Raw genomic sequence first — 23,964 nt, forward strand, 5'->3', positions numbered from 1 at the left:
AGATGGCAAATCAACCTGCAGCGACAAAACAGGGAGCAGGCTCCTTGTCTTTACTGATCATTTTAATGGCCGGTTTGTTCGTAGCGATTTTAAACCAAACGCTTTTGAACGTAGCCATGCCCCATTTAATGACTGAATTTAATGTGAGTGCGACGACAATTCAGTGGCTTACAACAGGCTACATGCTTGTCAACGGTGTGCTCATTCCGTTATCTGCGTTTTTAATCACGCGTTTTGGCCAGCGCAGCTTATTCCTCGTGGCGATGATTTCATTTACACTAGGGACCTTTATTTGCGGTATTGCGCCAAACTTTTCTACGATGCTGATTGGTCGTTTGATTCAGGCAGTCGGTGGCGGTATCTTACAGCCGCTCGTCATGACAACAATCCTTTTTATTTTCCCTCCAGAAAACAGAGGGAAAGGAATGGGGATTTTTGGTCTTGCGATGATGTTTGCGCCAGCTGTCGGACCAACGTTATCTGGTTATATTATTGAACACTATTCATGGCGTATTATGTTTTATGGACTTGTACCAATCGGTGCGATTGTCATTATCGCGGCTTTCTTTATGTTTAAAAATATTGTAGAGCCTAAAAAAATCAAGCTGGACACTCTTGGTGCGATTCTGTCGATCGTTGGTTTTGCTTCGCTTCTATACGGAGTGAGTGAAGCGGGAAGTGATGGTTGGACAGATCCAATCGTTTTATCTACGATTATCATTGGTGCGATTGCGATCATTCTCTTTATTTTCCAACAGCTAAAAGCGGATAATCCGATGCTTGATTTCCGCGTGTTTAAATACAGCATTTTCTCATTATCAAGTGTTATTAACATTATTATTACCGTTGCCTTATACACTGGGATGTTCTTACTTCCGATCTACTTGCAGAACCTCGTTGGGTTTACTGCACTGCAATCGGGGTTATTAATGCTTCCAGGGGCACTTGCGATGCTGATTATGTCCCCAATTTCAGGGATCTTGTTTGATAAATTTGGACCTCGTCCACTTGCCATTGTGGGGATGCTGATTACGGTTGTTACCACATACGAGTTTACAAGGCTAACGATTGATACATCTTATAGTCACATTGTGCTCATGTATGCAGTACGTGCCTTTGGTATGTCACTCTTAATGATGCCAGTCATGACTGCTGGGATGAACCAATTACCGCAGCATTTAAACAGTCATGGTACAGCGATGTCAAACACACTGAGACAAATCAGTGGTTCGATCGGTACGAGTTTGATCACGACGATTTATACAAATCGCACGACATTCCATTATTCCAATATGGCAGATCAAACGAATACGGCTGACCCGTTCTTTATGAATTCATTCCAGGCGGCTGTCTCTAATGTGATGCACCATATGGGCATGACAGCAGAAGCTGCTCAAAAATATGTGTCGACCCAGCTCTTTACGAAAGCACAAGTCGATTCCAATGTGATGGGCATCAATGATGCTTACATGTGGGTGACATTATTCTGTGCAGCTGGTGTGATTCTCAGCTTGTTCCTGCGAGATGTACGTAAGGATAAAAAGCGAAAAGAAAAGCAGGATAAGAAACAAGAAATGACATTGCTTCCAGCACCTAAGGAAGCAAACCAAGATGCAAGATAAGTGTGGAGGGACCGTACATGAAAATTTATGTCGTATACGATAGTGAAGGTGACCATACAAAAGCACTTGCAGAAGCGATTGCAGCTGGCGCAGGTGAAACAGAGCAAGCTGAAGTGTTCATTGATCATGTGAAAGATGCGGATATCCGCAAGCTTGATCAAATGGATGCAATCATTTGGGGCTGCCCTGGTCACTTTGGTACCATTAGTTCTGGATTAAAGACATGGATTGACCGTCTTGGGTATTTATGGGCAGAAGGAAAACTCATCGATAAAGTCGGTGCCGTTTTCTGTACCACTGCAACAACACACGGCGGATTAGAAATGACGATGCATAATTTGATTACGCCAATGTTCCATCAAGGGATGCTTGTGGTCGGCCTTCCTGGAAATGTTCCAGAAAATGCGTTATATGGCTCTTATTATGGAGCAGGTGTGACGTGCCCGATTGATTCTGATGAAGTGATTTCTTCAGAAGGCATTGAGCTGGGGAAAGCATTAGGAAGACGTGTAGCATCAGTCACTGCGTCATTTAAGCGATAAGGAGAGGGTTCTTTTGGCGACGATTATTGTAGCGTTAGTAGCTGCTGTTCTAGTCATTATCGGATTAGTAGCGTTCAATGTCAGACACGCTTCGGCCGAGAAGGAAGAGATCAAAGAAGATGTTTCGAATCATCCTGACGTGCCGCATAGCGAGCCAGAAGTTGCGGCGAGACCTGTAGAGCCTGAAGTGGAAGAAAAAGCGTCAGAGCCTTCTCAGACAGATGATGCTCCGTCAGGTGATGATTTCTATAGACAGGCGCTTCAAAAGTTTAAGCAGCCAGAACCACCTGTCAAAGAAGAAGAACCAGAGACGAAAATGAATGATGATATGTATCGTTCTGCTTTACAGAAACTAAAGCAGAAGGACAAATAAAAAGAGAACCTCTCGTCAGGTTCTCTTTTTTTATTGCACAAAAAAACCGCTGGCATAAAAGCCGAGCGGTTTTCCTTCACTCTATAAAGTGCTAAAAGAGCAGATGCTCTTAAATTACGCTTTGTTAACGTTAGCAGCTTGTGGTCCACGGTTACCTTCAACGATTTCGAAAGAAACTGATTGACCTTCTTCTAAAGTTTTGAAGCCTTCGCCTTGGATAGCAGAGAAGTGAACGAATACATCGTCTTGACCTTCTACTTCGATGAATCCGAAACCTTTTTCAGAGTTGAACCATTTTACTTTACCTTCTAACATGAAATTTCCTCCTAAAGCGATCTTAACGCTTAAATTCACTATTCTTGCTCTTACACAAACTTCAAAGACGAAAACTCTTTCAAAACTTTCTTCTTAAAGATGATACGAACAAAAATAATTACCTTTACTTTACCAGTGTTTGCGGGAAAAAACAACTGTTATACGAAAACTTTTTTAAAAATAATTAGCGCTAACAAATTGAGGAAAAAGCCTATGTTAAGTGTTCTCTTTTTCGTCCAGAAAAGCTCACTTTGTTTCTGCCTGACTGCTTCGCTTTATAGAGCTCCTGATCTGCAATAATCGGTAATTGTTTCATGTTTTCACTTGTTCCTGCATCATAAGCACAGCCAATTGACACCGTAATGTGAATCGATGTTCCGTTTTGTAAATAAATTGGCTGATCCGCCATTTTTTTTCGTAAACGTTCCGCAATTTGCCATGTTTTTTCAACGGAACAATTCGGTAAAAGCACAGCAAATTCTTCACCGCCGATCCGCCCAATATAATCAGAGCTTCTTGTGTTCTTAATCAGCCTTGTTCCGATTTCTTTTAAAACGATATCTCCCTCATGATGTCCATACTGATCATTGATGGTTTTGAAATAATCGATGTCTAGGTAAATCAAGGACATTTGATGGATAGGTTGCTTTAAGTTCAGCGAAAAAGCATCACTTAATATCTCATCGAATTTCCGTTTATTTAAAACACCAGTTAAAAAGTCATAATGAGCTTGGAATTTATACAAATTTAACATCTGATACGCTTTTGTTTGATGCTCAATGACATAAAAGTTAAATAAACCGGCAATATACGAGAACATCCAATAGGCAGTATGCAGTTCAAACGATCTTTCATTGACAATGATGATAAATAAAATCGTCGCAATGACGTTGCTCATGGTAATAGATAACAGCATTTTTACGACGTGATTGATATGACGCTCAGCAATTAAAAAGGAAGCTGTGGCGATAAATATCATGGAAAAAATATTAATGAAAGAAGCGACATTGGCTTCGATTAATAATCGGCCAATAATGATCACACAGGCTGCAATGAACGTTTGTGCAATGCCTCCATAAAATGCCGTTAAAATAAGGGGGATATGTCTTAAATCGATGATGGCTGGTCCTGCTTTAATAGAGAAAAACATTAAGAGGACACCGAGTAACCCAGAAATCATTCCTTTAAAAATTTGTCTGAGCAGGGTGTCTTCCTTTTTTAAAAAATTCTCTTTAAACACAAGCATCAATAAATAATGGAAAGTGACAAGAATTGTTAAATTAATAAAGAGGTCTCTTAGCAAAATAAAATCACCTTTTTAAAATTACTAAAATTTGTTGCAAAAGAAAAGGGGAAACAAGATAATTAATAAAAATTTCACTTATGAGGGGTTTAAAATGAGGAGAAAACAATTTCCAGATCGAACGGACTGGCTTTCTTTTTTTGAGACGTGGCCTGATGAAGGATTTGAACGAGATATGCCCATTGAATATCAAGATCTAACGTTTCGGTTTGAGAATGAGGAAGAGCGATTTGTGGTGACGATGTCTCTTGGAGTACAAGAATTTTCTTTGAAGGCTGTTCGAAAAAAGGACGCATCCGTTTTAGGAGTATATGCCTTTAAAACTGTGCGACATGTAGAAATAAAAAAGGATCGGCAGCATGAAAAAGAGCTGTTGATACTATTAGATGGTGTGGAACGGTTTGTTATCACGATCGAAATCACCTTCTTACCTTCCTTCTGCATCATGGTGAAAGAGCATTTTTCAGGAGAATGAACAGGAGCCTTTCTGAAAAAAGGCTCCTGTTTTAGTTATTTGTGCTCGATGTCATTGAGTACTTGCTGAATAGATTCATCATCCATTACATTCATGACACTTTCATCAATGTGAAGAGACTGGGCGTAAGACTCTCTCGGCGGCTGATGAGTTTGGTATGTTTTTGATGATGTTTGATGCTGATTTGTTTCATTTGGCTGGACAGCGGTGAATGCCTGCTTGATCATTTGTCCTACTTCAGCTGTGCCTTTTGAGTCTTTACGTGAATGCGAATGGGACTCATGGCGAGATGGCTCATCATGGTGTTGATCTTTGCCTTTCATCATTGAGGACAAATTCATTTGAGTCATGCTGCTTAGCCTTCTCCGTAATAGTGGTGAAAATAATGCAATGATGGCTGTTGATGCTGCGATCATTGCACCAGTACTCATACCTTTTCTCTTTTTAAACAAACGAATCCCTCCATTTGATCGTGATGATACTTCTTCATCATGTTTAGGATGACCAATCAAGGCTGATTTATGAATTCATTGTTGAAATAGAGGATGTGTGCATAAAAAGTCTGCTGGATGAAAAACCTATGAGCAAAAGGAGGGAATCAATTGATGAATAAGAAATGGATGCTATCTTTATTACTCGTTCCAACATTGATCACTGCTGGGTGTGGAATGAACAACCAGGGCGATGAACGAAGAGGAACAATGAAACGACAGTATGAAAATGTCACATATAAGAACGACAACATGAGACAGGATCAACCAAATGTGCAAACACCTCAGAAGGTGAAAGTGGCAGATAAGGCATCAGAGCTTGTTGCCAACATGTCTGAAGTGAAAACAGCGAACGTACTTGTCACAGGGAAAAATGCATTTGTTGCTGTCGTGCTTGAAGGCAATAAAAGCGGAGATGTAACAGACGATTTGAAAAAGAAAATTTCAGACAAAGTCAAATCGACGGATCAACAAATTGATAATGTGTATGTATCTGCTAATCCAGACTTTGTCGATCGTATGGCAGGGTACGGAAAACGTATTAGAAGTGGAGAACCAATTTCAGGATTCTTCGACGAGTTTACTGAAACGGTTCGACGTGTCTTCCCTGAATCAAAATAGCTACGACAAAAGCCGTATGTCATATGCGGCTTTTTTGTTTGGAACCGCACCTTGCGCACCTGACTGCATAAAGTAAAAAATATATCACCTCTTGTTGATCTTTGTTTTTTCATAGAAAGAGAAAGAGGTTGCAGGATGAATTCAGGTGGGGAGTAAATGAAAGCAAAACCGTCATTAATTCATAAAAAACTTGTAAGCGGAATGATTGCAGCAGGTTTGATTTTTTATGCGTTCACTGCGTACTTGATTTATGTAGCGTTCCAGCTGGCAGGGCAATATCTAGAGGAGCATTCTTCGCCTAAAACGGTCTTAACGGAAGGACTCAATAAGCAAGTCTATGAACATATTCGAATCTACTATGCAAAGGATGAGGGCGCCTTTGTCGATCTGACCATAGAAGCGCTGGAACAGGCAAAGAAGAGGACGATGTCAGTGTTTCAGTATGAAGCTGATAAACCGTTAGATATCATTTATTTTGATGATAAAGAAACGATTGAGCAATTTGCCGGCATCAAGCATATTACAGGTTTTTATTCTGATGTTGATCATATGATTGGATTATACCCAGATAAACGGGAAGAATTGTTGAAGAAAGAGACACTGCCTTTATACTTTTTCAACACGTTATTCATTCATGAGTATGCCCATTTTGTTTTCTATGAAAAGGTGCATGCATATAAGGTATCTCCAGTCGTCTTTCCCCTTTGGTTCCATGAAGGAACAGCAGAATGGACGGCCTATGATGTGCTGAACGCCACGTCTGAACGGTTTGACGTCATTCCTTTCAAATCTCTTTATTCTGATCAAGACTGGCAAGAATCTCGCACGACGTATGAGACAGATGTTTATTTACAAAGCTACTATATGATCTATGAGCTTGTGCAGCTTTATGGACGAGATGTCATACATGAGATCATGGAGGAAACGGCGAAAACTAGTCGTTTTGATAGAGGGTTTGAACAAGCGACAGGACAACGTCTCACAGATTTTGAAGAGCAATTTAAACTGAATTATCAAAGAAAAAACGGCTGACCTGTAAATAGGTCGGCCGTTGTTTTTATTTAATGAAGCGGTTTTTGCTGGTTGGCTTTGCTCGGCGGCATCTGCACTTGTCCCTGCATAGGGGCAAATGTAGATGTCATCGCCTGCATATCTTGAGCTGTAAGCTGCGGAACTTGATAATAGCTATGTTTGTTTTGATATAAGAAAATTTCATACGCCATTTCAATAAAGTTCGGGATTTGCGCTGCAAGCACACGTCGCACCACAGGGTTTGTGACCTCTAATGCAGTCATTGAGAGTAATCCAGCATGAGATTTCATAAGACCAAGCATATGCCCTGTAATTCCCGCATCTTTTACATCCTGTATTGATTGATTAGGCTTCTTAGGCTGAGATGGTTTTATTCCGTATGTCACCTGTGTCTGTTCTTTCATCATATAAGTAGATGTTTCTTCACTAGGCTTTTGACCAGTAGAAAAGCAATCTACCGTGACGTTGTACTGGGACAATACAAATTGATATTGTCGATCTAACATGTCGGATAATGCGGGATCTTGGATAAATTGCCGAAAGATCATGTATTGATCCAAAATATTAATGGTCCCTGCTAATACCTCATGTAAATCAAATAACTCATGCCCGCCATGATTGAATTGGGGCTGCTGGACATGTCCTTGAACGTTTGGTTGCTGATCGTTTTGCATAAAGAATCCTCCTTCTGTTTATACAGTCTGTTTTAATGTGAGGAAGTTTTCCTCCTTTCATGCAAAAACATTATTTACAATTAGAGGGTTTTCTTCCTTTTTGTCGAAAAAATGTATCAGACGAATGAACATGGGGGTACCAGATGCAGGACAAAATCATTAATCGTTTGATAGAAGACGAACATGTGCAGGCACCAGTGATTGGCATCGGTGTTTCGCCGTTTGAACAGCATCATCTTGAGGCTTTTTTTCAATCATTTCCGCATGAATTAAATGCCTCTTTTATTGTTGTGCAAAATCATGTGACAGGCGATTGTGTAACTGATTTGGAAGCACTTGTTTTACCGATTGGCTACCGGGCAAAGCCGATTAAGCATGGTGAGAAAGTCATGAAAAATACGATTTATGTTTGTCCGCAGCATGCAGCTGTGACATTGACAGAAGACAAACGGCTACACATAACAGAGCAGCATCCTACGAACAAGGCGTGTGCTGTAAATTCGTTGTTTCAGTCACTTGCCAATGTGCAAAAGGAAGAGGCCTATGCGATCTTTTTTCAAAAAGGCTATTGTGTAGGAAGTGGTTTGCTTCAAATCGTTGAGCAAGGCGGTACAGCCATATCGTGCAGTGAGACAAATAGTGGGTTTGATCGTATGTATCATCAAACATTTCAAGACCCTTCTGCACTTGCGTCATATATAGCCAACATCATCAACGTTCCGCATACAGATGTTGCAGACCCTGTTTTGATCAGAATCATTGAACGTCTTGAAATGCATAAAGGAATTGCATTTTCAACCTATGAGAAGCGCAGACTGCTCTCTGTCATTCAAAAAAGAATGAGGAGTGCGAACCAATCGATCTCCTTATTGTCCGAGTACGATCGTTTATTAGAGAGAGAACCAGATGAGCTTGATCGCCTGCATGTACAGCTTTTAAGCGGCACGACTTCCTTTTTTAGAGATATGGAAGCCTTTCGAGTATGTGAACATCACATCATTCCGTCGATCATTGATAATACATTGAAAAATGGGAAATCTCGATGCCGCATTTGGATTGCAGGATGTTCTACAGGTGAAGAAGCCTATTCTTTTGCGATGTTATTTTTAGAAGAAATGAAACGAAGACAAGTGTCCATTGAACTTCAAGTGTTTGCAACAGACATCAACCGGAAAGCCATCCAAAGTGCAAGCAAAGGTGTTTATTCGCTTGAGTCTATGGCACGGATGCCAGAAAAATGGAGGGCGCGATATTTCGAAAAAAAAGGTGACGCTTTTATTGTGAAGCAGTCGCTTAGAAAACATATTGTCTTTGCTCCTCACAATTTATTGATCGATTCACCTTTTATCCACCTCGATTTTATCAGTTGCCGAAATGTTCTGATGTACTTCCAGCCAGAAGTACAAAAACGAGTCTTATCTCGATTCCAATATGCACTAAAGGATCAAGGGATGTTGATATTAGGACCGAATGAAAAGGTACCCAATATCCCTCGTTTATTTCATTTGTTAAATGAAAAGTGGAACATTTACACCCACTCAAACGTTCCTAAATACAATGCAGGTCATACGGAGTTAAAAAAACGAGCTGTCCAATATATGAAAGAAGTAGAGCAGGAGTATGATGCATGTTTCATCATAGACGATTGCGAGAAAATTCTCGCGATATCAAACGGTGCCTATTCTTTCTTAGCGCATGCAGAAGTCTCAGATGAATTATGTGAATATGTAACCCCTGATTATATGAAAGAGATACTAAGTCAAAGCTTTCAAAAGGTGTGGACTGAAGAGACTGAGGTTGTCTTTCAACATGTCCTCATTTCGGAAAATGGAAGAAAGCAGTATGCAGATTTTACAGTGAAACATTTTGATCGCCGTTTTAAAGGAGTATACGTCATTCTCATTCGGAAGAGTGAGAGAGGAAAAAATCAAAAGAACGGCAGGGACAAAGGGATGTTAGAGCAGAATTCGGTTTATCAACAGCGAATTGTCGATTTAGAAAACGAGCTCAATGAGGTCAAACAAAAGGAGCAAGAAGCAAGGGCTCAATTAAAAGAAAAAAACAAGCAAATAGAAGTGCGCGAGAAAACAAACGAGCATTTTATTAATATCATTAACAACTTAAAGGTGACAAGAGAAGAACTGTACCGGCCGTCTGTGAAGCCAGAACTTGCCACGTTGTTTGTGGACCGGGAAATGAATATTCGCTATCACACTCCTACAGCTGCCTCTTTATTCACTTCAGCTCAAACCCGGCACCAGCAAACGTTTCAATCGATGGTGAAGAAGCTATCGAAGGAAATGCTCTATCATGATATTCAATCTGTCATTTCAGATAGGCGCGTGATCGAACGTGAAATTGAAACGAACGAAGGAGAACAATTCACGGTTCATTTGACGCCTTTCTATGATCAAGATCGCGAGGGAGCAGTGATGACCTGGATCAAAATGACCGAAATGACGAAATTGAAGCAGGCTCTTCATCTTGCGGTGACAGCACTTGATAACAGCCATATTCATATTGTGGTTGCAACAGGAGAAGGCGTTATTCAGTGTGTCAACCAGCGCTTTTGTCAGTTTGTACAACAGCATGAATATGACTTGATCGGAAAAGATATTTTTTCTGTCTATTATGCGTTGTGTCAATGTGATGATCTAGTGAAACAATGGGACGTGTGTTTAAGAGAGGGCAGCTGGACAGGTGAGTTGTATTTTCAGGACTTATCAGGGCGTGAGCGATGGGAAAGAGTCTCTTTACACCGAATCGATGACCCTGACAAAATGCAGTCTACTGTCATGCGGATTTCGGAGGATATTACAAGTCAAAAACAGTCTGAGAAAATGCTGATGAAGTCTGAAATGCTGTCAGCAGTTGGACAGCTTGCAGCTGGTATTGCCCATGAGATACGTAACCCACTTACGTCGTTAAAAGGCTTTTTACAGCTAATGATTCAAAGTAAAAAGTATCAGAAGGATTATGCCGATGTGATGATGTCAGAGTTTAATCGGCTTGAGTCTATTATTAACGAGTTCCTTGTGCTCTCTAGAAGCAAATCTGTTAAATTTGAACCGGTGAATGTGAACCTTCTCCTCGAAGAAGTCATTATGGTCGTTGAATCTCAGGCGGTCTTAAAAGGAGTGTCGATTCAAAAGAATTTGGCTCCCTCTCTGCCACATATTCAAGGCATTCCAAATGAACTGAAACAAGTGTTCCTTAACATTCTTAAAAATGGAATTGAAGCGATGGATGGAGTAACAGGTGTGATCCAAGTGACTTCATTATTGAAAAACGACCAAATGATGCTGATATTTGAAGACCAAGGAAAGGGCATACCAGAAGAGGAGATTGGGAAATTAGGTGAACCTTTTTACACAACGAAAGAAAAAGGCACGGGTCTTGGATTAATGATGACCATTAAGATTATTGAAAGTCATGGCGGTACCATTCGTTTTGAGAGCAAAAGCTTTGAAGGAACACGTGTGATTATTACGTTTCCAAGTAATTGAGATCAGTTTTACACGAAATCCATCCAGTCTCAATATTTGCTTTGTACACTAGAAGAGATGAAGTTCAAAGGGGAGAAATCTAATGAAACGTATACAATCCATTCGAATGGTCTGTTGTTTGATTTTGGTGATATTTAGTCTGCAATCTTTACTGCCTAGTATGATGACAGCTGAGGCGTTTAGTGTTTCTGAGAAGAAGGACACTTTGTGGAAACAAACAAAGCCGATGAACATAAAAAAAGCTCGCAAACTGATAGGAGAAACGGTGACGGTGAGCGGTATCGTAACAGCAGATCAATCCGCTATAGGGAATGGGAAACTATCAACATATATTCAAGACAAAACAGCTGGTCTCAATATTTATTCTGCGCAGCCTAAAAACTTCCCAGAACTAAAAGCTGGCATGAAGGTCACGGTGACAGGCAAGATCACGACTTATAAAGGGCTCATTGAAATTGTGCCAGATCAAGACCATCTGAAGATTGATGCTGTGAATCAACCATTGCCTTCGCCAAAAAAAGTTTCAGTGAAACAATTGGAAACGGATCAGGCAGGTAAATATGAAGGAAGATTAGTGAAGGTAAAAGGCTATGTAGAACAGGCGCCAGATCAGCCGGCTGGCGGTGGATACAATGTGGCCATCATCGATAAAAAATATCATAGCACAGTCCTTAGAGTCATGGTTGATACGGGTGCCATTGATCAAGTGAAGACCGGAAAATGGTATGAGTTTACTGGCGTTTTAAGCAGATACGATACGCTGCAAGTACTTCCAAGACACAAAACCGATGTCAAATTGCTGAAGCACCAGCCAAAGCCGCCAAAAATCAAAAAAGAATATGAGGCAACGGTAGATCGTGTTGTGGATGGAGATACCATTCATTTGAAGAAGCCTGTGCTCGGCACAACAAAGGTACGCTTCGTGAATATGGACACACCAGAAACCTACCACAAGCCAAAAAATGAATTAGATCAAAACCAGCTACGTTTTGGACAAAAAGCGACGGATTATTTAAAAACCCTTCTTTCAAGTGGTGATCGAGTCACATTAAAGATTGGCCCGGAAGCAAAGGATGGATATGGACGTCTTTTAGCTCAAGTCAAAACCAAAAAAGGGCTGAATACGAACCTAGAGCTTGTGAAAAAAGGATATGCCCCTACTTATTTCATTTGGCCTGTTGGAGATGAAAAAGAGTATCAGATGTTCCAGCAAGCAGTGAAAGATGCCAAGGAAAAAGGGCTTGGTATTTGGAATAAAGAAGATCCTCTGCTAGAACAGCCGTTTGAATTTAGAGCACGTGAGCAGAAAAAAGGGCTCACACGTTATGTGGGTGATTCATCTGCAAAAACCTACGTATCACCTGACAGCTGGAATGAGATCGATGTGGATAAACGTATCTTTTTTGCTTCTAAAGAAGAAGCAGAGCAGGCTGGATATCAGGCGTCAGAATCATCCAGTGAAGTCCCATTAACCATTTTAAGCATGAATGATTTGCATGGGAAAATTGATCAGCAATATGAGCTGGATGTAAAAGGTGATGGCAGTAAAGGAACGTATGGACGGATGGATTATGTGGCGGCTTATATGAAACAAAAGCAGGCTGCGCAAAAAAATACGATAACAGTTCATGCAGGAGATATGATAGGCGGAAGCTCGCCAATATCTTCTCTTTTACAAGATGAACCAACCGTTGAACTAATGGAGAACATCGGCTTTGATGTTGGGACTGTCGGCAACCATGAGTTTGATGAAGGTGTAGATGAATTATTGCGCATCTTAAAAGGTGGAGATCACCCGAAAGGCACAAAAGGATACGATGGGCAGAACTTCCCGCTTGTTTGTGCAAACTGCGAATACAAGGACACTGGCAAACCACTTTTACCGGCCTATGAAATCATGGATGTCGAAGGAATTCCTGTGGCTTTTATCGGGGTAGTGACAACATCAGCGGCAGGAATGGTCATGCCAGAAGGAATTAAAGATATTCAATTTACTGATGAAGTCAAAGCTGTCAATAAAGCAACGAAAGAATTAAAGCAAAAAGGGATTAAAGCGATCGCAGTTCTGGCTCATATGACCGCCTCTCAAAATGGTGATACCATTACTGGAGAAAGCGCAAGGCTCGCCAAAGAAGGTGATGACGAAATTGATGTCATTTTCGCTGGCCATAATCACGAAGTGGTCAATGGAGAAGTGAATGGAAAATTAATTGTCCAAGCCTTTGAATACGGAAAGGCAATTGGAGAAGTCAATGTCACACTTGACCGGAAAACAAAAGATATTGTCAAAAAGAGTGCAAACATCCAGTATGTAGACCAGGCTGGTATTGAAAAGGATCAGGAAGCAGCGGACATTTTAGCCCATTACGGAAAAGAAGTGGAGCCGATTATTAGTGAGGTTGTTGGAGAAGCTGGCGTCAAGATGGAAGGTGGCTATTCCAATGATGGTGATACACCACTTGGCAACCTCATTGCGGATGGCATGAGATATTCAATGAAAAGTGACTTTGCCATGATGAATGGCGGCGGTATCAGACAAAATCTCGAAAAAGGACCGATTACTTGGGGAGATCTCTTTAATATTCAGCCATTCGGAAATGTGTTAGTGAAGCTGGACATCAAGGGGAAAGATTTAGTTGATATCATTGAAGCTCAAATATCTCCTCAATTTGGACCGGATTATAGCATTTCAGGCTTTTCTTATTCGTACGATCCGTTAACATATAAAGTAGTCGACTTAAAACTGCCTGATGGTTCTTCCGTTGATTTCGATAAAACGTATACACTCACAGTGAACAACTTCATGGCGACTGCCACTGGAAGTAAGTATGCACCGATTGGGCGGCTAGGGAAAAATCCGGAAACAGGCCCAGAAGATTTAGAAGCAACGGTCGCTTTTGTAAAGAGCTTCGAGGGAGCTTCTATTGTGTATCAAAAAGAGGGCCGAATTCAACAAGTGAAACAAGAAGAAAAGGCAGCAGCAAGCTAAAGAATCATCAGCAAAGACAAAGGAGTTAACGCATGAAAAAATGGCTTGCAGTGATTGTTATGTCAGCGGGGATTGTGGTGCTTGGCTGGGGAATTTGGCAAATCGCTTCTACTCACTTACAAACAGCACATTCGTTAGAGGAAGCAAAGAAGGTCGTAGAAACTGATCAAGGGATGACAAAGGAAAAATTTTCACCTGAAATGGGGAAAGCCTCTGGCATCCTGACCATTCCGAAATTAAAAGCCGATTTGCCGATTGTTGAAGGGACAGATGCGGACGACCTTGCCAAAGGCGTCGGTCATTATAAAGGCAGTTATTACCCTGATCAAAATGGACAAATCGTTTTGTCGGGACACAGGGATACGGTCTTCCGCCGGACTGGTGAACTGGATATTGGGGATCAGCTGAAAATCACTGTACCGTATGGTGAGTTTGTTTATGAAATCACGCATACGAAAATTGTGGATCAGCATGATACATCCATTATTACCTTACAAAATAAAAAAGAAGAGCTTGTGTTAACCACATGCTATCCATTTCATTTTGTCGGCAACGCACCAGAGCGGTACATTATTTATGCGAAAAGAGCATCTGTCTAACGTCAAAAGAGCCTGTATGATCAGGCTCTTTTTTCTACATATTGTCCATTAATTCAGCCATATCAGGTGGGAGCGGTGCTTCTATCGTCAGCTTTTCACCTGTGAATGGATGGTTCATGTCTACTTGTTTGGCATGAAGGGCGCATCTGTGTATCAGGTCACGCTTCCCGCCATATAATGTATCGCCAGCTAAAGGATGCCCGAGACTGCTAAGATGGACCCGAATTTGATGCGTTCTGCCTGTTTCTAATCGCAGCTTAACGGCCGTCATCTGTAAACGTTTATTGAGATGGAAGACCTCATAATGAGTCTTGGCGCTTTGACCAGTAGGAGAAACCCTCCTTCTGACGGCATGGTGTTTATCACGTCCAATGGCTGCTTGGATCGTTCCTTTCTTTTTCTTAAACAGTCCTTGTGCGATGGCAAGATACGTTCTGTTAATTGCTTTTTTTGAAAGCATTTGATCGAGTACAGCATGTGCCAACCTGTGTTTGGCAAAAATGACGGTGCCACTTGTGTCTTGATCCAGCCTATGTATATGTCTGACCTGCTTTTCTTCTCCATTTGCTTGAAAATGGAAAGCGACTAGGTTCGCCAGCGTACCTGTTTGTCCTTTTTCATTTGGATGCGTCGGCCTTCCAGCAGGCTTTTGGACAATTAATAAATGCTCGTCTTCAAAGAGTACCTCTAATTCACCGTATTCTGGCGTTACATCACTTTCTTCCGTCTCAAATAAATCAATGAGAATCTGATCACCTGTACTCACTTTTGCAGCATGGTGGGCAGGTTTTTGATTGAGACGGACTTTTTGGTGCTCCATCCAAAAATGGATAATCGGTTTAGAGGCAGACACTTCGTCTTTTAAAAATTGACTTAAGGAAATGCCATTTTGCTGCTCACCTACTTTTAGGGAGAGCGTGTGTCCTTTTATGATCATGATATTCGTCCTCTCTTTGGGTATATATAGGAAACACTTACCTTAGCGAATGACTTTTTTTCTGTGCTATTCTGAATGGAGTAATAACGACAGAGAGGTAGATGCCACGTGAGATTAATGAAAGCTGCGACAGACCTTCAAGAGCAGGAAATTGAAGAAATATCAAAGGAAATTGAAGATCTTTTATCCCATTCTGTTAATGTAGAAGAGCAGGAAAAACAACCCCCGCTTACATTCATTGATGGTGTGTATAACGGGACAATGGATGATGCTTTTCGTATCTTATCAGGTCTTCAGCTATTACATACCATTATTTTAAAGCCGAAGCGTCATATCACAAAACGAGATCGTGAGTTATTTGAACTCAACCGTGAACAAGTTAATGCGTGCGGCTTTTCTTTCCCGTTTGATTTAGATGATTTTGCAGGCCGTCACCTTCAAAATGCGTAAAAGTTGGTGTGAACTTCCTTGTTAACTTACAAGGTCGTCGCACATACTATTTTTAAGGGAACGGAGAAACCTTCAAGATCTGTAATACCAATTCCGCTCTTTTTCAACAATGTCTATTCTCCACGAATCGGAGCGCTTGGATCTCTTGCAGAAAGAATCGAACATGACAGGAGCCTGACAAAACGATGCAGGCTCCTTTTATACATAATCATTTTAGCAGACATTCATCTTTGAAAGTCAATTTTATTCACGATATGATAGCAGTATGGAAGATATTTCAGACTTTCGGAAAAAAGGAGTGGCCTCTTTGGTAAAGGCGATTATATTTGATTTTGATGGATTAATTTTAGATACAGAAACACATGAATATGAGGTTCTGCAGGAAATGTTTGCGGAGCATGAATCGGAGCTGCCTCTGTCTGTATGGGGAAATGTGATTGGTACGCAGGCAGGTTTTAAGCCTTTTAAATATTTGGAAGAGCAGTTAGGGAAGACATTAGATCATGAGGCACTCACAGAAGACCGGCGTTCACGTTTTCAAAAGAGAATGAAGGACGAAGCAGCAAGACCTGGTGTAGAAGCTTATTTAGAAGCGGCAAAGGAGCTTGGAATTAAGATTGGACTTGCTTCCAGCTCAGATTATAAATGGGTGTCTGATCACCTGAAACAAATTCGACTTTTCGATTACTTTGAATGTATCCGCACGTCAGACGATGTGGAAGAAGTGAAGCCTCACCCAGAACTTTATTTGCAAACCGCACAATGCTTAGGCGTTGAGCCAAAGGATTGCGTGGCATTTGAAGACTCTGTGAATGGGTCAATCGCTGCCAAACGAGCGGGTATGAAATGTGTCATCGTGCCAAATAAAGTGACGAGCACACTGCAGTTTGAAGAATATGACGCGAGATTAGAATCCATGGCTGAAATCGAATTGCTCCAGCTATTCCATCAGCTTGAAAAAGAGGATCAGTAAGGGGGCAATACATCATGGCAGAAAAACTAGATTTAACGCGATTTGAAAAAAGAATGGTGATTCGAAATATTAGAGAAGAAGATATCGACCGAATCATTGCATTGCAAGAGGTATGCTTTCCAGGCATGGACCCTTGGAAAAAAGAGCACCTTGAAAGCCACCTTGAACATTTCCCAGAAGGCCAGTTCTGTGCGGAATTCGAGGGAGAAATTATTGGCTCATGTTCAAGTTTATTAATTAACTTTGATGAATACGATGATCGTCACACATGGCAGGACATCACAGATGATGGATATATCACAAACCATAATCCAGATGGGATGAATATGTACGGAATTGAAGTAATGGTCAGTCCTGAGTACCGCCGGATGAAAATCGGTCATCGTTTATATGAAGCAAGAAAAGACTTAGCGAGAAGATTAAATTTAAAAAGCATCATCATTGGCGGACGTATCCCGAATTATCATAAATATCAAGAGGAAATGACGCCTCGCCAATATGTAGAGCAAGTCATGCTGCACCAAATTTATGATCCTGTGCTATCTTTTCAGCTGTTAAATGAATTTAGCCTGATGCGGATCAATCCGAATTACTTGCCGGATGATAAAGCTTCCAGCACGTACGCAACGCTAATGGAATGGAACAATGTCGATTATCGCCCGCAGTCGAAAAGATATTATAAATCGGCGTTTCCGGTTCGAATTTGTGTCATTCAATATGCAATGAAGCAAATTCATTCCTTTGAGGAGTTTATGAATCAAGTGGAGTATTACGTGGATGTGGCATCAGATGCGTCAGCTGACTTTGCCGTTTTTCCGGAAATCTTTACAACGCAGCTTATGTCATATTTAGAAGAGAGATCACCAAGTCTAGCAGTGCAGCGGATCACAGAATATACCGAGGACTACATCAATTTGTTTACAGATCTCTCGGTCAAGTACAACATTAATATCATTGGTGGTTCTCATTTCGTTGAAGAGGAAGGGAAAATCTATAATATCGCCTATTTATTTAGACGTGATGGAACGATTGAAAAGCAATATAAGCTGCATATCACGCCGAATGAAAGAAAATGGTGGGGGATTTCAGCTGGTGACCAAGTCCGGGTATTTGATACGGACTGCGGTAAAATTGCGATCCAAATTTGCTACGATATTGAATTCCCTGAGCTTGCTCGAATTGCAGCTGACAAAGGAGCGAAAATTATTTTCACTCCATTCTGTACAGAAGACCGTCAAGGCTATTTACGAGTGCGTTACTGTGCGCAGGCGAGAGCGGTTGAAAATCAGATATATACGGTCATTTCTGGAACGGTCGGAAACCTTCCGCAAACAGAAAACATGGATGTCCAATATGCACAATCAGCCATCTTTGCACCATCTGATTTTGAATTCGCAAGAGATGGCATTGTAGGAGAATGCAACCCGAATATTGAAATGGTGGTTGTCGGTGATGTCGACTTAGAAATATTAAGAAGGCAGCGTCAAGATGGGACGGTTCGTCAGCTGAAAGACCGAAGAAGAGACGTGTACCATATTGAATATAAGAAATAACCAAAACAAGCGCCCCGCAGTTATGCGAGGCGCTTTTCTGTATGTTTACATTTTCTTTAATGCCACTGTAGCAAAATGGGCAATGCTTTTGGCAGCTAAAAATGGAACGTCTGATTTGATAAGAGATTGATAAATCGTTTTTTCTACTTGTTTCCATGTAAGATCAGACTCTTCTAAAAGATTTTTTAAATCAGGTCCTACATGCTGGTTGAAAAACTGTTCAAATTGTTCACGTTTTTCTTGTCCGGCAATCACTTCTAATTTTTGTAGCCATTTTTCTTGTTTTTGGAAAGATTGTTCAATGTTTTGTTTAATGGTGTCTGTTGTTGAAGGAAGCTGAAAATCACTTTCTGTTGTCACCTGCTTCGTTTGAATAGATGCAGCATCAGCTGTCTGTGTAATAGGTGAAGCGAATAAAAGGACAGTGGTGGAGAGCATCAAAGATTTTGCGATTGTTTTCATTAAGAAAACCTCCTAGTTCATTTAGTATTGTGCACGAGATTTATTATACATTTTTGTTAAAATAAGGTAATGAGACTTACCGCTTATTTTTTCATGCGACAAAGGGATGCCAAATGAAAAGACGAATATACTGAATGGAAATGATGTTTTACAAAGGGAGAGGGATATGGGGCGACAATCTAAACATTTGTATATCAATTTGCCGGTTAAGCATGTAAATGAGTCAAAGGCTTTCTTTGAACAGCTGGGTTTTGACTTTCAACAAGAACTGACGAATGAACATGCTGCTTGTTTTGTGATGAATGAGACGATTACCGTCATGCTGTTATCACTTAAGCATTTCCAATCCATTTCAGAGAAGGAATTGGTAGATGCCAGAAATGGCGCAGAGGTCATTATCTCTTTACAGGTCGAGACGAGGGAAGAGGTTGATGAGCTTGTCGAGCGTGCGATCGCAGCTGGTGGTTCACCGTTTAAGGAAAAACAAGACCATGATTTCATGTATGGCTGGAGCTTTCAGGATCGTGATGGTCATTTATGGGAAGTGTTTTATATGGATGAGGAGAGAAGCGACCTTTCATAAGGGTGCTTCTTTTTTATTGATGATCAGTGGTATGATAAGAGGGTAAAAAAAAGGAATTCATCTAGAGAAAAGTAGGTGCTACATGGAGTTTTTACTTGTCTTAATGCCAGTGTTCGGCATATTCCTTATAGGGTATATTGGGCAGAAGACAATTGGTTTTGATATACATACGCTCTCATCAATGTCTTTATATTTAATGTCACCATTTCTTGCGTTTGAAACCTTTTATCAAAATAAAGTATCGATGGACTATGTGTACTTATCAATATTTGTCGTAGGGCTTTGTCTTTCACTTGTTTTATGTGTCTTCATTTTATCTCGAATTTACGGGTATTCGAATGAAACGTATTGTGCCATGATTTTGTCATCAGCATTTATGAATAATGGAAATTATGGCACGCCTGTTGTCCTTCTTGTTTTTGGAGCAGCTGGTTTAGATATTGCGATTGTGCTAATGGTCCTTCAGCAGCTCGTCATGAGTACGATCGGCATGTATTATGCAGCAAAAGGTGGAGAGGACGCGGGAGACTTGAAGGTCGTTCTAAAAAAAGTGCTGCGTATGCCTGTTGCTTACGGGGCTCTTCTTGGTCTATTATTTCAGCTCATTGACCTTTCATTACCTAAAGAGCTTATGACAGGTGTTCAGCTGGTCGGGGATGCAGCGATACCAACGATTATGCTGATTTTAGGTATGCAGCTCGCAGTGATTTCTTTTAAACAAGTGGATTATCGTAATATTTCCTATGCGGTGCTGCTGAAGCTGTTTATCTCACCACTCATCGCATTCGGCTTTACGCTTATTTTACCGGTAGATGATTTGGTGAAACAAATTATGATTTTAGTTGCAGCGATGCCGACAGCGGCGAATACAACGCTGATGGCTGTGCAATTTCGAACGAAGCCTGAGTTTGTCTCAAGCACGACGTTTCTCAGTACGATTTTAAGTATTGTGACTTTACCTGTTTTATTATGGATTTTATCCATGCACCCTCTGGGATAGGGGACGGCAAACAAAGGGGGACTTATGAATGAATGTAGATGTTCGTTTTCAAGTAAGTGATGTGTTAAAAACGAAGCATTTTACACATGCGAAAGTGTTAGCGGGGGAAAAGGGATTGTTTCGGCAGGTAAAATGGGTACATGTACTTGAAGTGCCTGCTGTAGAGGATTTGTTAAACGGAGGCGAGCTGATCTTAACGACGGCCGCAGGCTTCCATGATCAATTGGAAGTCTTTCAGGCGTTTTTAAGACAGTTGATTGACTCAGGTGCGGCTGGCTTGTGTATTGAATTTGTACCGCTCCGGTTTGATGTGCCAGAAGAACTGATTATTTATGCAGAAGAACGTGATTTTCCGCTTATTTTGTTTACAAAAGAAGTGAAGTTCGTCAATATTACACAGCATCTCCATACGATGATGATTGAGCGTCAGTATCAGATGATGGCGGATTTAGAAACACTGTCGTCCAAGTTGAATGAGCTTTTATTGACTCCTCATCCGCAGATGGATATTTTGGATCAAGTGTATCAGCATGTGAGAGGGATACTACTGCTGATCCCTGTTCAAGGTGAGCCGATTATTTTATGTGATTCTTCCAAACAAACAGAAGAGCTGGTGATGAATTATTTGCAATATGCTTCATTACCAAAAGGATATGAAGTGACGCAAAAACAAGTCCTTGCACTCAAACAAACCTTTGCAGACCTCGTCCTCATTCATCAATCGAACACGCTCTCGGAATTTGAACTGCTTGTGATGGATAAAGGAGCGAATGCCCTTGCCCAGCAAACTTTAAGAGAGCTGTATACAGAAGAGCTGAAGAAGACAAAAGAGAATGAATGGCTGCAAAAATGGTTTCATGAAGAGCATACAGAAAGAGAAATCATAGAACACCTTGAGGAGACAGAAGGGCTGAAAAAACCGACCGGCTGTGTGGTGATGCTCTTTCAAAAAAACCACCAAATAGAAGAAATCGCAGGGAATCTTTATTTTCTTGTCTCTTGCCGTTCTATTTTTCAGCGTGCTGGTTTCTATTTGATTGTGTACGAGCATCAAGGACAAACCTTATTTATTTTATTGAATACAAGAAAAGTTGAGGACTGGAAAGAGCGTGCAGAAAAAGCGGCAAACGACATCACGCAATTATATGACCGTGAGAAGCCCGGCGAGGCAGTCATCAATTATGGAATCGGTTCATATTGTGAGCAATTTCAGTACATGAGAAAAAGTTTTCAAGCAGCGAAAGAAGTGTTGCATTTAAAGAAAGTGATGCCGCAGCGGGTAGAAAGCCCATTTTATCAAGATTTACATATGCTTCGATTGATGCCTGTCATGAAAGAAAGTGGGTTATTAGAATGCATGGTGAAAGAGTATTTGGAGCCGGTGATTCTATATGATAAACAAAATAGCGGCAGGCTCTATCAGACGCTGAATATCTTTTTACAGACAAACGGTTCTAAAAAAGAAACCGCAAGCCAGCTCTATATTGTGAGGCAGACGCTTTATCACAGATTGGATAAGCTTCATGCTTTACTTGGTGAGGATATGATGCAAGCGCCAAAACGTCAAGCGCTTGAATTTGCGATCCTTGCTTATGAATTTTTACAGGGGAATCGCCATTAACGGTATATGTTAGATTTGCCAAGGGATCAAGTAGAGTGTCTCATGGTTCTTTTCAATCAGTTGACGATCTGTCTAATGTAATGTGTCTGGCCCCTTTTTTATAATGAGAGTAACGACACGGGCGGTCTTGTTTCAGTTTCATATACCTCACTTTTTATCCATATAATGAATGGAGAGGTCATATGCAGGACCGGTTTAAGCTTCTTCGATGATGAAAACGGATACATGGGGGCGTGGGAAGATGAAAACACATAACGCACAAGATCTTCAGGCGAAAGATGATCAGTTCATTTGGCATCATATGAAAGGGACAAACAAAGAAAATGAAAGTATGGTGATTCATGAGGCAGAAGGCGCATGGGTGACAGATATTCATGGAAATCGCTATTTAGACGGGATGTCAGGACTATGGTGTGTAAATGCCGGATATGGACGTAAGGAGCTTGCAGAAGCGGCGTATAAGCAATTAAATACGATGCCTTACTACCCACTGACACAAAGCCATGTTCCAGCGATTCAGCTGGCTGAGAAGCTCAATGAATGGCTAGGCGGGGACTATGTGATCTTCTTTTCTAACAGTGGTTCTGAAGCGAATGAAGCGGCATTTAAGATTGCCAAACAATATCATGCGCAAAAGGGAGAGAGTACACGCACAAAATTTATTTCCCGATACCGATCGTATCATGGCAACACAGCAGCAGCTCTAGCCGCAACGGGTCAAGCGCAGCGTAAGTACAAATATGAACCGTTAGGGCAGGGGTTCATCCATGTCGCACCGCCTGATATGTACCGGCACCCTGAAGATCAAGAGAGCTTGGCAAGTGCTGATGCAATCGATCAAGCGATGACGTGGGAATTAAGTGAGACCATTGCTGGCGTCATCATGGAGCCGATGATTACAGGAGGCGGTATCTTAATGCCGCCAAAAGGATATTTGAAGAAGGTGAAAGAAATCTGTGAAGATCATGGGGCGCTCCTCATTGTGGATGAAGTGATATGCGGCTTTGGCCGGACAGGAAAGCGGTTTGGATTTATGCATGAGGAAGTGAAGCCAGATATCATCACCATGGCAAAAGGGATCACAAGTGGATATTTACCGCTATCTGCAACGTGCGTGAAACGAGACATTTATGAAGCGTATGCAGGAGAAGATACGTATGACAGGCTACGGCATGTGAATACATTTGGCGGTCACCCAGCTTCCTGTGCGGTGGCGCTTGCTAACCTAGAGATCATGGAAAACGAGCAATTAGTGGAGCGGTCACGTACGCTTGGCCAAGACATGCTCGAACGTTTGCAAGAGTTAAAAGAGCATCCATTTGTCGGTGATGTGAGAGGAAAAGGCCTGCTGTTTGGAATTGAGCTTGTGCAGGATCAGGCGTCAAAAAAGCCAGCTGATCCAAGTGTAGTCGGTCAATTGATTGCAGAATGTAAAAAGCGGGGATTGATCATCGGGAAAAATGGCGATACAGTGGCTGGCTATAATAACGTGGCACAGCTAGCACCACCGCTAAATATCACTGATGAAGACGCCTCATTCATTATTCATACTTTAAAAGAAAGCATGGCACAATTATAGCAGAGTTTTCTCTGCTTCAGATTGTTGACAAAGGGCTAAAATGAACTTGATTTTAGCCCTTTGTCTTCTTTTCAGCGTGATAGAAAACCTTTCCAGCCCTAGGAAGGGTGAGTACTGGCGCGGACCGAATTTGACATTCGTGAGCACCAGCACGCAGGAATTACAAAGAATGCGAGGGTTTGCCTACACGCTGTAGCAGAGAGGTTTCTCTGCTTTTTTCCATGCCCTGAAAGGATCAGGTTTTGATCGATCTGCTAGGCTGAA

Annotated in this window: 22 protein-coding genes; 16 read left to right on the plus strand and 6 right to left on the minus strand. The window is 41.2% G+C overall.

What is annotated here, in order from left to right:
• The first annotated feature begins 2 nt into the window (after positions 1-2).
• From KVT11_RS00245 to KVT11_RS00255, 3 genes are read left to right on the plus strand one after another with little or no spacing between them, the layout of a single operon-like run.
• Positions 3-1,622 (plus strand): DHA2 family efflux MFS transporter permease subunit, encoded by a 1,620-nt coding sequence (locus tag KVT11_RS00245; RefSeq protein ID WP_041507548.1) that lies wholly within the window; start codon positions 3-5, stop codon positions 1,620-1,622.
• A 17-nt stretch (positions 1,623-1,639) separates the two neighbouring features.
• Complete coding sequence (locus KVT11_RS00250; RefSeq protein ID WP_007497041.1) at positions 1,640-2,164, plus strand: flavodoxin family protein; 525 nt, start codon at positions 1,640-1,642, stop codon at positions 2,162-2,164.
• A 13-nt stretch (positions 2,165-2,177) separates the two neighbouring features.
• Positions 2,178-2,537, plus strand: a complete 360-nt coding sequence (locus KVT11_RS00255; protein ID WP_017360371.1) for a hypothetical protein — start codon at positions 2,178-2,180, stop codon at positions 2,535-2,537.
• Positions 2,538-2,651: 114 nt separating this feature from the next.
• On the opposite strand, the gene cspB is transcribed toward KVT11_RS00255, so the two are convergent.
• Both cspB and KVT11_RS00265 read right to left on the minus strand, forming a co-directional pair.
• On the minus strand, positions 2,652-2,852 hold the full coding sequence (cspB, locus tag KVT11_RS00260) for a cold shock-like protein CspB (protein ID WP_008349061.1): 201 nt from the start codon (positions 2,850-2,852) through the stop codon (positions 2,652-2,654).
• Between the two features lie 211 nt (positions 2,853-3,063).
• Positions 3,064-4,155 carry a GGDEF domain-containing protein gene (locus tag KVT11_RS00265; RefSeq protein ID WP_048003248.1) on the minus strand — a complete coding sequence of 364 codons (1,092 nt, stop codon included), beginning with the start codon at positions 4,153-4,155 and terminating at the stop codon, positions 3,064-3,066.
• Positions 4,156-4,249: 94 nt separating this feature from the next.
• Here KVT11_RS00265 and KVT11_RS00270 point away from each other — a divergent pair, with 94 nt between their 5' ends.
• Entirely contained in the window at positions 4,250-4,630 is a 381-nt protein-coding gene (locus tag KVT11_RS00270; protein ID WP_008349057.1) for a hypothetical protein, read from the plus strand.
• A 35-nt stretch (positions 4,631-4,665) separates the two neighbouring features.
• On the opposite strand, the gene KVT11_RS00275 is transcribed toward KVT11_RS00270, so the two are convergent.
• A complete protein-coding gene (locus KVT11_RS00275) occupies positions 4,666-5,082 on the minus strand; it encodes a hypothetical protein (RefSeq protein ID WP_046343040.1) in 417 nt (138 codons plus the stop codon).
• 153 nt (positions 5,083-5,235) lie between these two features.
• On the opposite strand from KVT11_RS00275, the gene KVT11_RS00280 reads away from it, so the two are divergent.
• Entirely contained in the window at positions 5,236-5,742 is a 507-nt protein-coding gene (locus KVT11_RS00280) for a YhcN/YlaJ family sporulation lipoprotein (RefSeq protein WP_008349054.1), read from the plus strand.
• Between the two features lie 156 nt (positions 5,743-5,898).
• On the plus strand, positions 5,899-6,774 hold the full coding sequence (locus KVT11_RS00285) for a hypothetical protein (RefSeq protein ID WP_048003247.1): 876 nt from the start codon (positions 5,899-5,901) through the stop codon (positions 6,772-6,774).
• A gap of 29 nt (positions 6,775-6,803) precedes the next feature.
• Here the strand turns inward: KVT11_RS00285 and KVT11_RS00290 are convergent, their stop codons facing one another.
• Complete coding sequence (locus tag KVT11_RS00290) at positions 6,804-7,448, minus strand: spore coat protein (protein WP_017366909.1); 645 nt, start codon at positions 7,446-7,448, stop codon at positions 6,804-6,806.
• Between the two features lie 143 nt (positions 7,449-7,591).
• On the opposite strand from KVT11_RS00290, the gene KVT11_RS00295 reads away from it, so the two are divergent.
• The 3 genes from KVT11_RS00295 (at position 7,592) to KVT11_RS00305 (ending at position 14,542) form a co-directional block, all read left to right on the plus strand.
• Positions 7,592-10,954 carry a CheR family methyltransferase gene (locus tag KVT11_RS00295; protein WP_116306633.1) on the plus strand — a complete coding sequence of 1,121 codons (3,363 nt, stop codon included), beginning with the start codon at positions 7,592-7,594 and terminating at the stop codon, positions 10,952-10,954.
• Between the two features lie 82 nt (positions 10,955-11,036).
• Positions 11,037-13,943 (plus strand): 5'-nucleotidase C-terminal domain-containing protein, encoded by a 2,907-nt coding sequence (locus KVT11_RS00300; protein WP_116306635.1) that lies wholly within the window; start codon positions 11,037-11,039, stop codon positions 13,941-13,943.
• Between the two features lie 32 nt (positions 13,944-13,975).
• Positions 13,976-14,542 (plus strand): class D sortase, encoded by a 567-nt coding sequence (locus tag KVT11_RS00305; protein WP_025207002.1) that lies wholly within the window; start codon positions 13,976-13,978, stop codon positions 14,540-14,542.
• A gap of 34 nt (positions 14,543-14,576) precedes the next feature.
• Here the strand turns inward: KVT11_RS00305 and KVT11_RS00310 are convergent, their stop codons facing one another.
• Entirely contained in the window at positions 14,577-15,479 is a 903-nt protein-coding gene (locus KVT11_RS00310) for an RluA family pseudouridine synthase (RefSeq protein WP_116306637.1), read from the minus strand.
• A gap of 108 nt (positions 15,480-15,587) precedes the next feature.
• Between KVT11_RS00310 and KVT11_RS00315 the strand changes: the two genes are divergently transcribed.
• From KVT11_RS00315 to KVT11_RS00325, 3 genes are all read left to right on the plus strand, one after another.
• Positions 15,588-15,929: a DUF5365 family protein gene (locus tag KVT11_RS00315; protein ID WP_113747685.1), complete on the plus strand. Its 342-nt coding sequence runs from the start codon at positions 15,588-15,590 to the stop codon at positions 15,927-15,929.
• A 307-nt stretch (positions 15,930-16,236) separates the two neighbouring features.
• Positions 16,237-16,902 (plus strand): HAD family hydrolase, encoded by a 666-nt coding sequence (locus KVT11_RS00320; RefSeq protein ID WP_116306639.1) that lies wholly within the window; start codon positions 16,237-16,239, stop codon positions 16,900-16,902.
• A 14-nt stretch (positions 16,903-16,916) separates the two neighbouring features.
• Positions 16,917-18,455 carry a bifunctional GNAT family N-acetyltransferase/carbon-nitrogen hydrolase family protein gene (locus KVT11_RS00325; protein ID WP_007497061.1) on the plus strand — a complete coding sequence of 513 codons (1,539 nt, stop codon included), beginning with the start codon at positions 16,917-16,919 and terminating at the stop codon, positions 18,453-18,455.
• Between the two features lie 45 nt (positions 18,456-18,500).
• Here KVT11_RS00325 and KVT11_RS00330 read toward each other — a convergent pair whose 3' ends face one another.
• A complete protein-coding gene (locus tag KVT11_RS00330) occupies positions 18,501-18,917 on the minus strand; it encodes a hypothetical protein (protein ID WP_079919664.1) in 417 nt (138 codons plus the stop codon).
• A 166-nt stretch (positions 18,918-19,083) separates the two neighbouring features.
• Between KVT11_RS00330 and KVT11_RS00335 the strand changes: the two genes are divergently transcribed.
• The 4 genes from KVT11_RS00335 to KVT11_RS00350 all read left to right on the plus strand — a co-directional run bounded on the left by KVT11_RS00335 (position 19,084) and on the right by KVT11_RS00350 (position 23,700).
• Positions 19,084-19,500, plus strand: coding sequence for a VOC family protein (locus KVT11_RS00335; protein ID WP_008349030.1), 417 nt, complete (start codon positions 19,084-19,086; stop codon positions 19,498-19,500).
• An 82-nt stretch (positions 19,501-19,582) separates the two neighbouring features.
• Positions 19,583-20,500: an AEC family transporter gene (locus KVT11_RS00340; RefSeq protein ID WP_007497064.1), complete on the plus strand. Its 918-nt coding sequence runs from the start codon at positions 19,583-19,585 to the stop codon at positions 20,498-20,500.
• A gap of 28 nt (positions 20,501-20,528) precedes the next feature.
• Positions 20,529-22,121, plus strand: a complete 1,593-nt coding sequence (locus tag KVT11_RS00345) for a PucR family transcriptional regulator (protein ID WP_116306641.1) — start codon at positions 20,529-20,531, stop codon at positions 22,119-22,121.
• Between the two features lie 241 nt (positions 22,122-22,362).
• The gene (locus KVT11_RS00350) at positions 22,363-23,700 is read left to right on the plus strand and encodes an aspartate aminotransferase family protein (protein ID WP_025207009.1); all 1,338 of its coding nucleotides are present in this window, start codon (positions 22,363-22,365) and stop codon (positions 23,698-23,700) included.
• The last annotated feature ends 264 nt before the right edge of the window (positions 23,701-23,964 follow it).

It is taken from the genome of Bacillus sp. GbtcB10 (assembly GCF_019091365.1).
GTDB lineage: Bacteria > Bacillota > Bacilli > Bacillales > Bacillaceae > Bacillus > Bacillus altitudinis.

Coding starts and splice junctions, on each gene's coding strand:
- KVT11_RS00245 (WP_041507548.1), top strand. CDS start 3: ATGGCAAATCAACCTGCAGCGACAAAACAGGGAGCAGGCTCCTTGTCT.
- KVT11_RS00250 (WP_007497041.1), top strand. CDS start 1,640: ATGAAAATTTATGTCGTATACGATAGTGAAGGTGACCATACAAAAGCA.
- cspB (WP_008349061.1), bottom strand. CDS start 2,852: ATGTTAGAAGGTAAAGTAAAATGGTTCAACTCTGAAAAAGGTTTCGGA.
- KVT11_RS00270 (WP_008349057.1), top strand. CDS start 4,250: ATGAGGAGAAAACAATTTCCAGATCGAACGGACTGGCTTTCTTTTTTT.
- KVT11_RS00280 (WP_008349054.1), top strand. CDS start 5,236: ATGAATAAGAAATGGATGCTATCTTTATTACTCGTTCCAACATTGATC.
- KVT11_RS00285 (WP_048003247.1), top strand. CDS start 5,899: ATGAAAGCAAAACCGTCATTAATTCATAAAAAACTTGTAAGCGGAATG.
- KVT11_RS00290 (WP_017366909.1), bottom strand. CDS start 7,448: ATGCAAAACGATCAGCAACCAAACGTTCAAGGACATGTCCAGCAGCCC.
- KVT11_RS00295 (WP_116306633.1), top strand. CDS start 7,592: ATGCAGGACAAAATCATTAATCGTTTGATAGAAGACGAACATGTGCAG.
- KVT11_RS00300 (WP_116306635.1), top strand. CDS start 11,037: ATGAAACGTATACAATCCATTCGAATGGTCTGTTGTTTGATTTTGGTG.
- KVT11_RS00305 (WP_025207002.1), top strand. CDS start 13,976: ATGAAAAAATGGCTTGCAGTGATTGTTATGTCAGCGGGGATTGTGGTG.
- KVT11_RS00310 (WP_116306637.1), bottom strand. CDS start 15,479: ATGATCATAAAAGGACACACGCTCTCCCTAAAAGTAGGTGAGCAGCAA.
- KVT11_RS00325 (WP_007497061.1), top strand. CDS start 16,917: ATGGCAGAAAAACTAGATTTAACGCGATTTGAAAAAAGAATGGTGATT.
- KVT11_RS00330 (WP_079919664.1), bottom strand. CDS start 18,917: ATGAAAACAATCGCAAAATCTTTGATGCTCTCCACCACTGTCCTTTTA.
- KVT11_RS00335 (WP_008349030.1), top strand. CDS start 19,084: ATGGGGCGACAATCTAAACATTTGTATATCAATTTGCCGGTTAAGCAT.
- KVT11_RS00340 (WP_007497064.1), top strand. CDS start 19,583: ATGGAGTTTTTACTTGTCTTAATGCCAGTGTTCGGCATATTCCTTATA.
- KVT11_RS00345 (WP_116306641.1), top strand. CDS start 20,529: ATGAATGTAGATGTTCGTTTTCAAGTAAGTGATGTGTTAAAAACGAAG.
- KVT11_RS00350 (WP_025207009.1), top strand. CDS start 22,363: ATGAAAACACATAACGCACAAGATCTTCAGGCGAAAGATGATCAGTTC.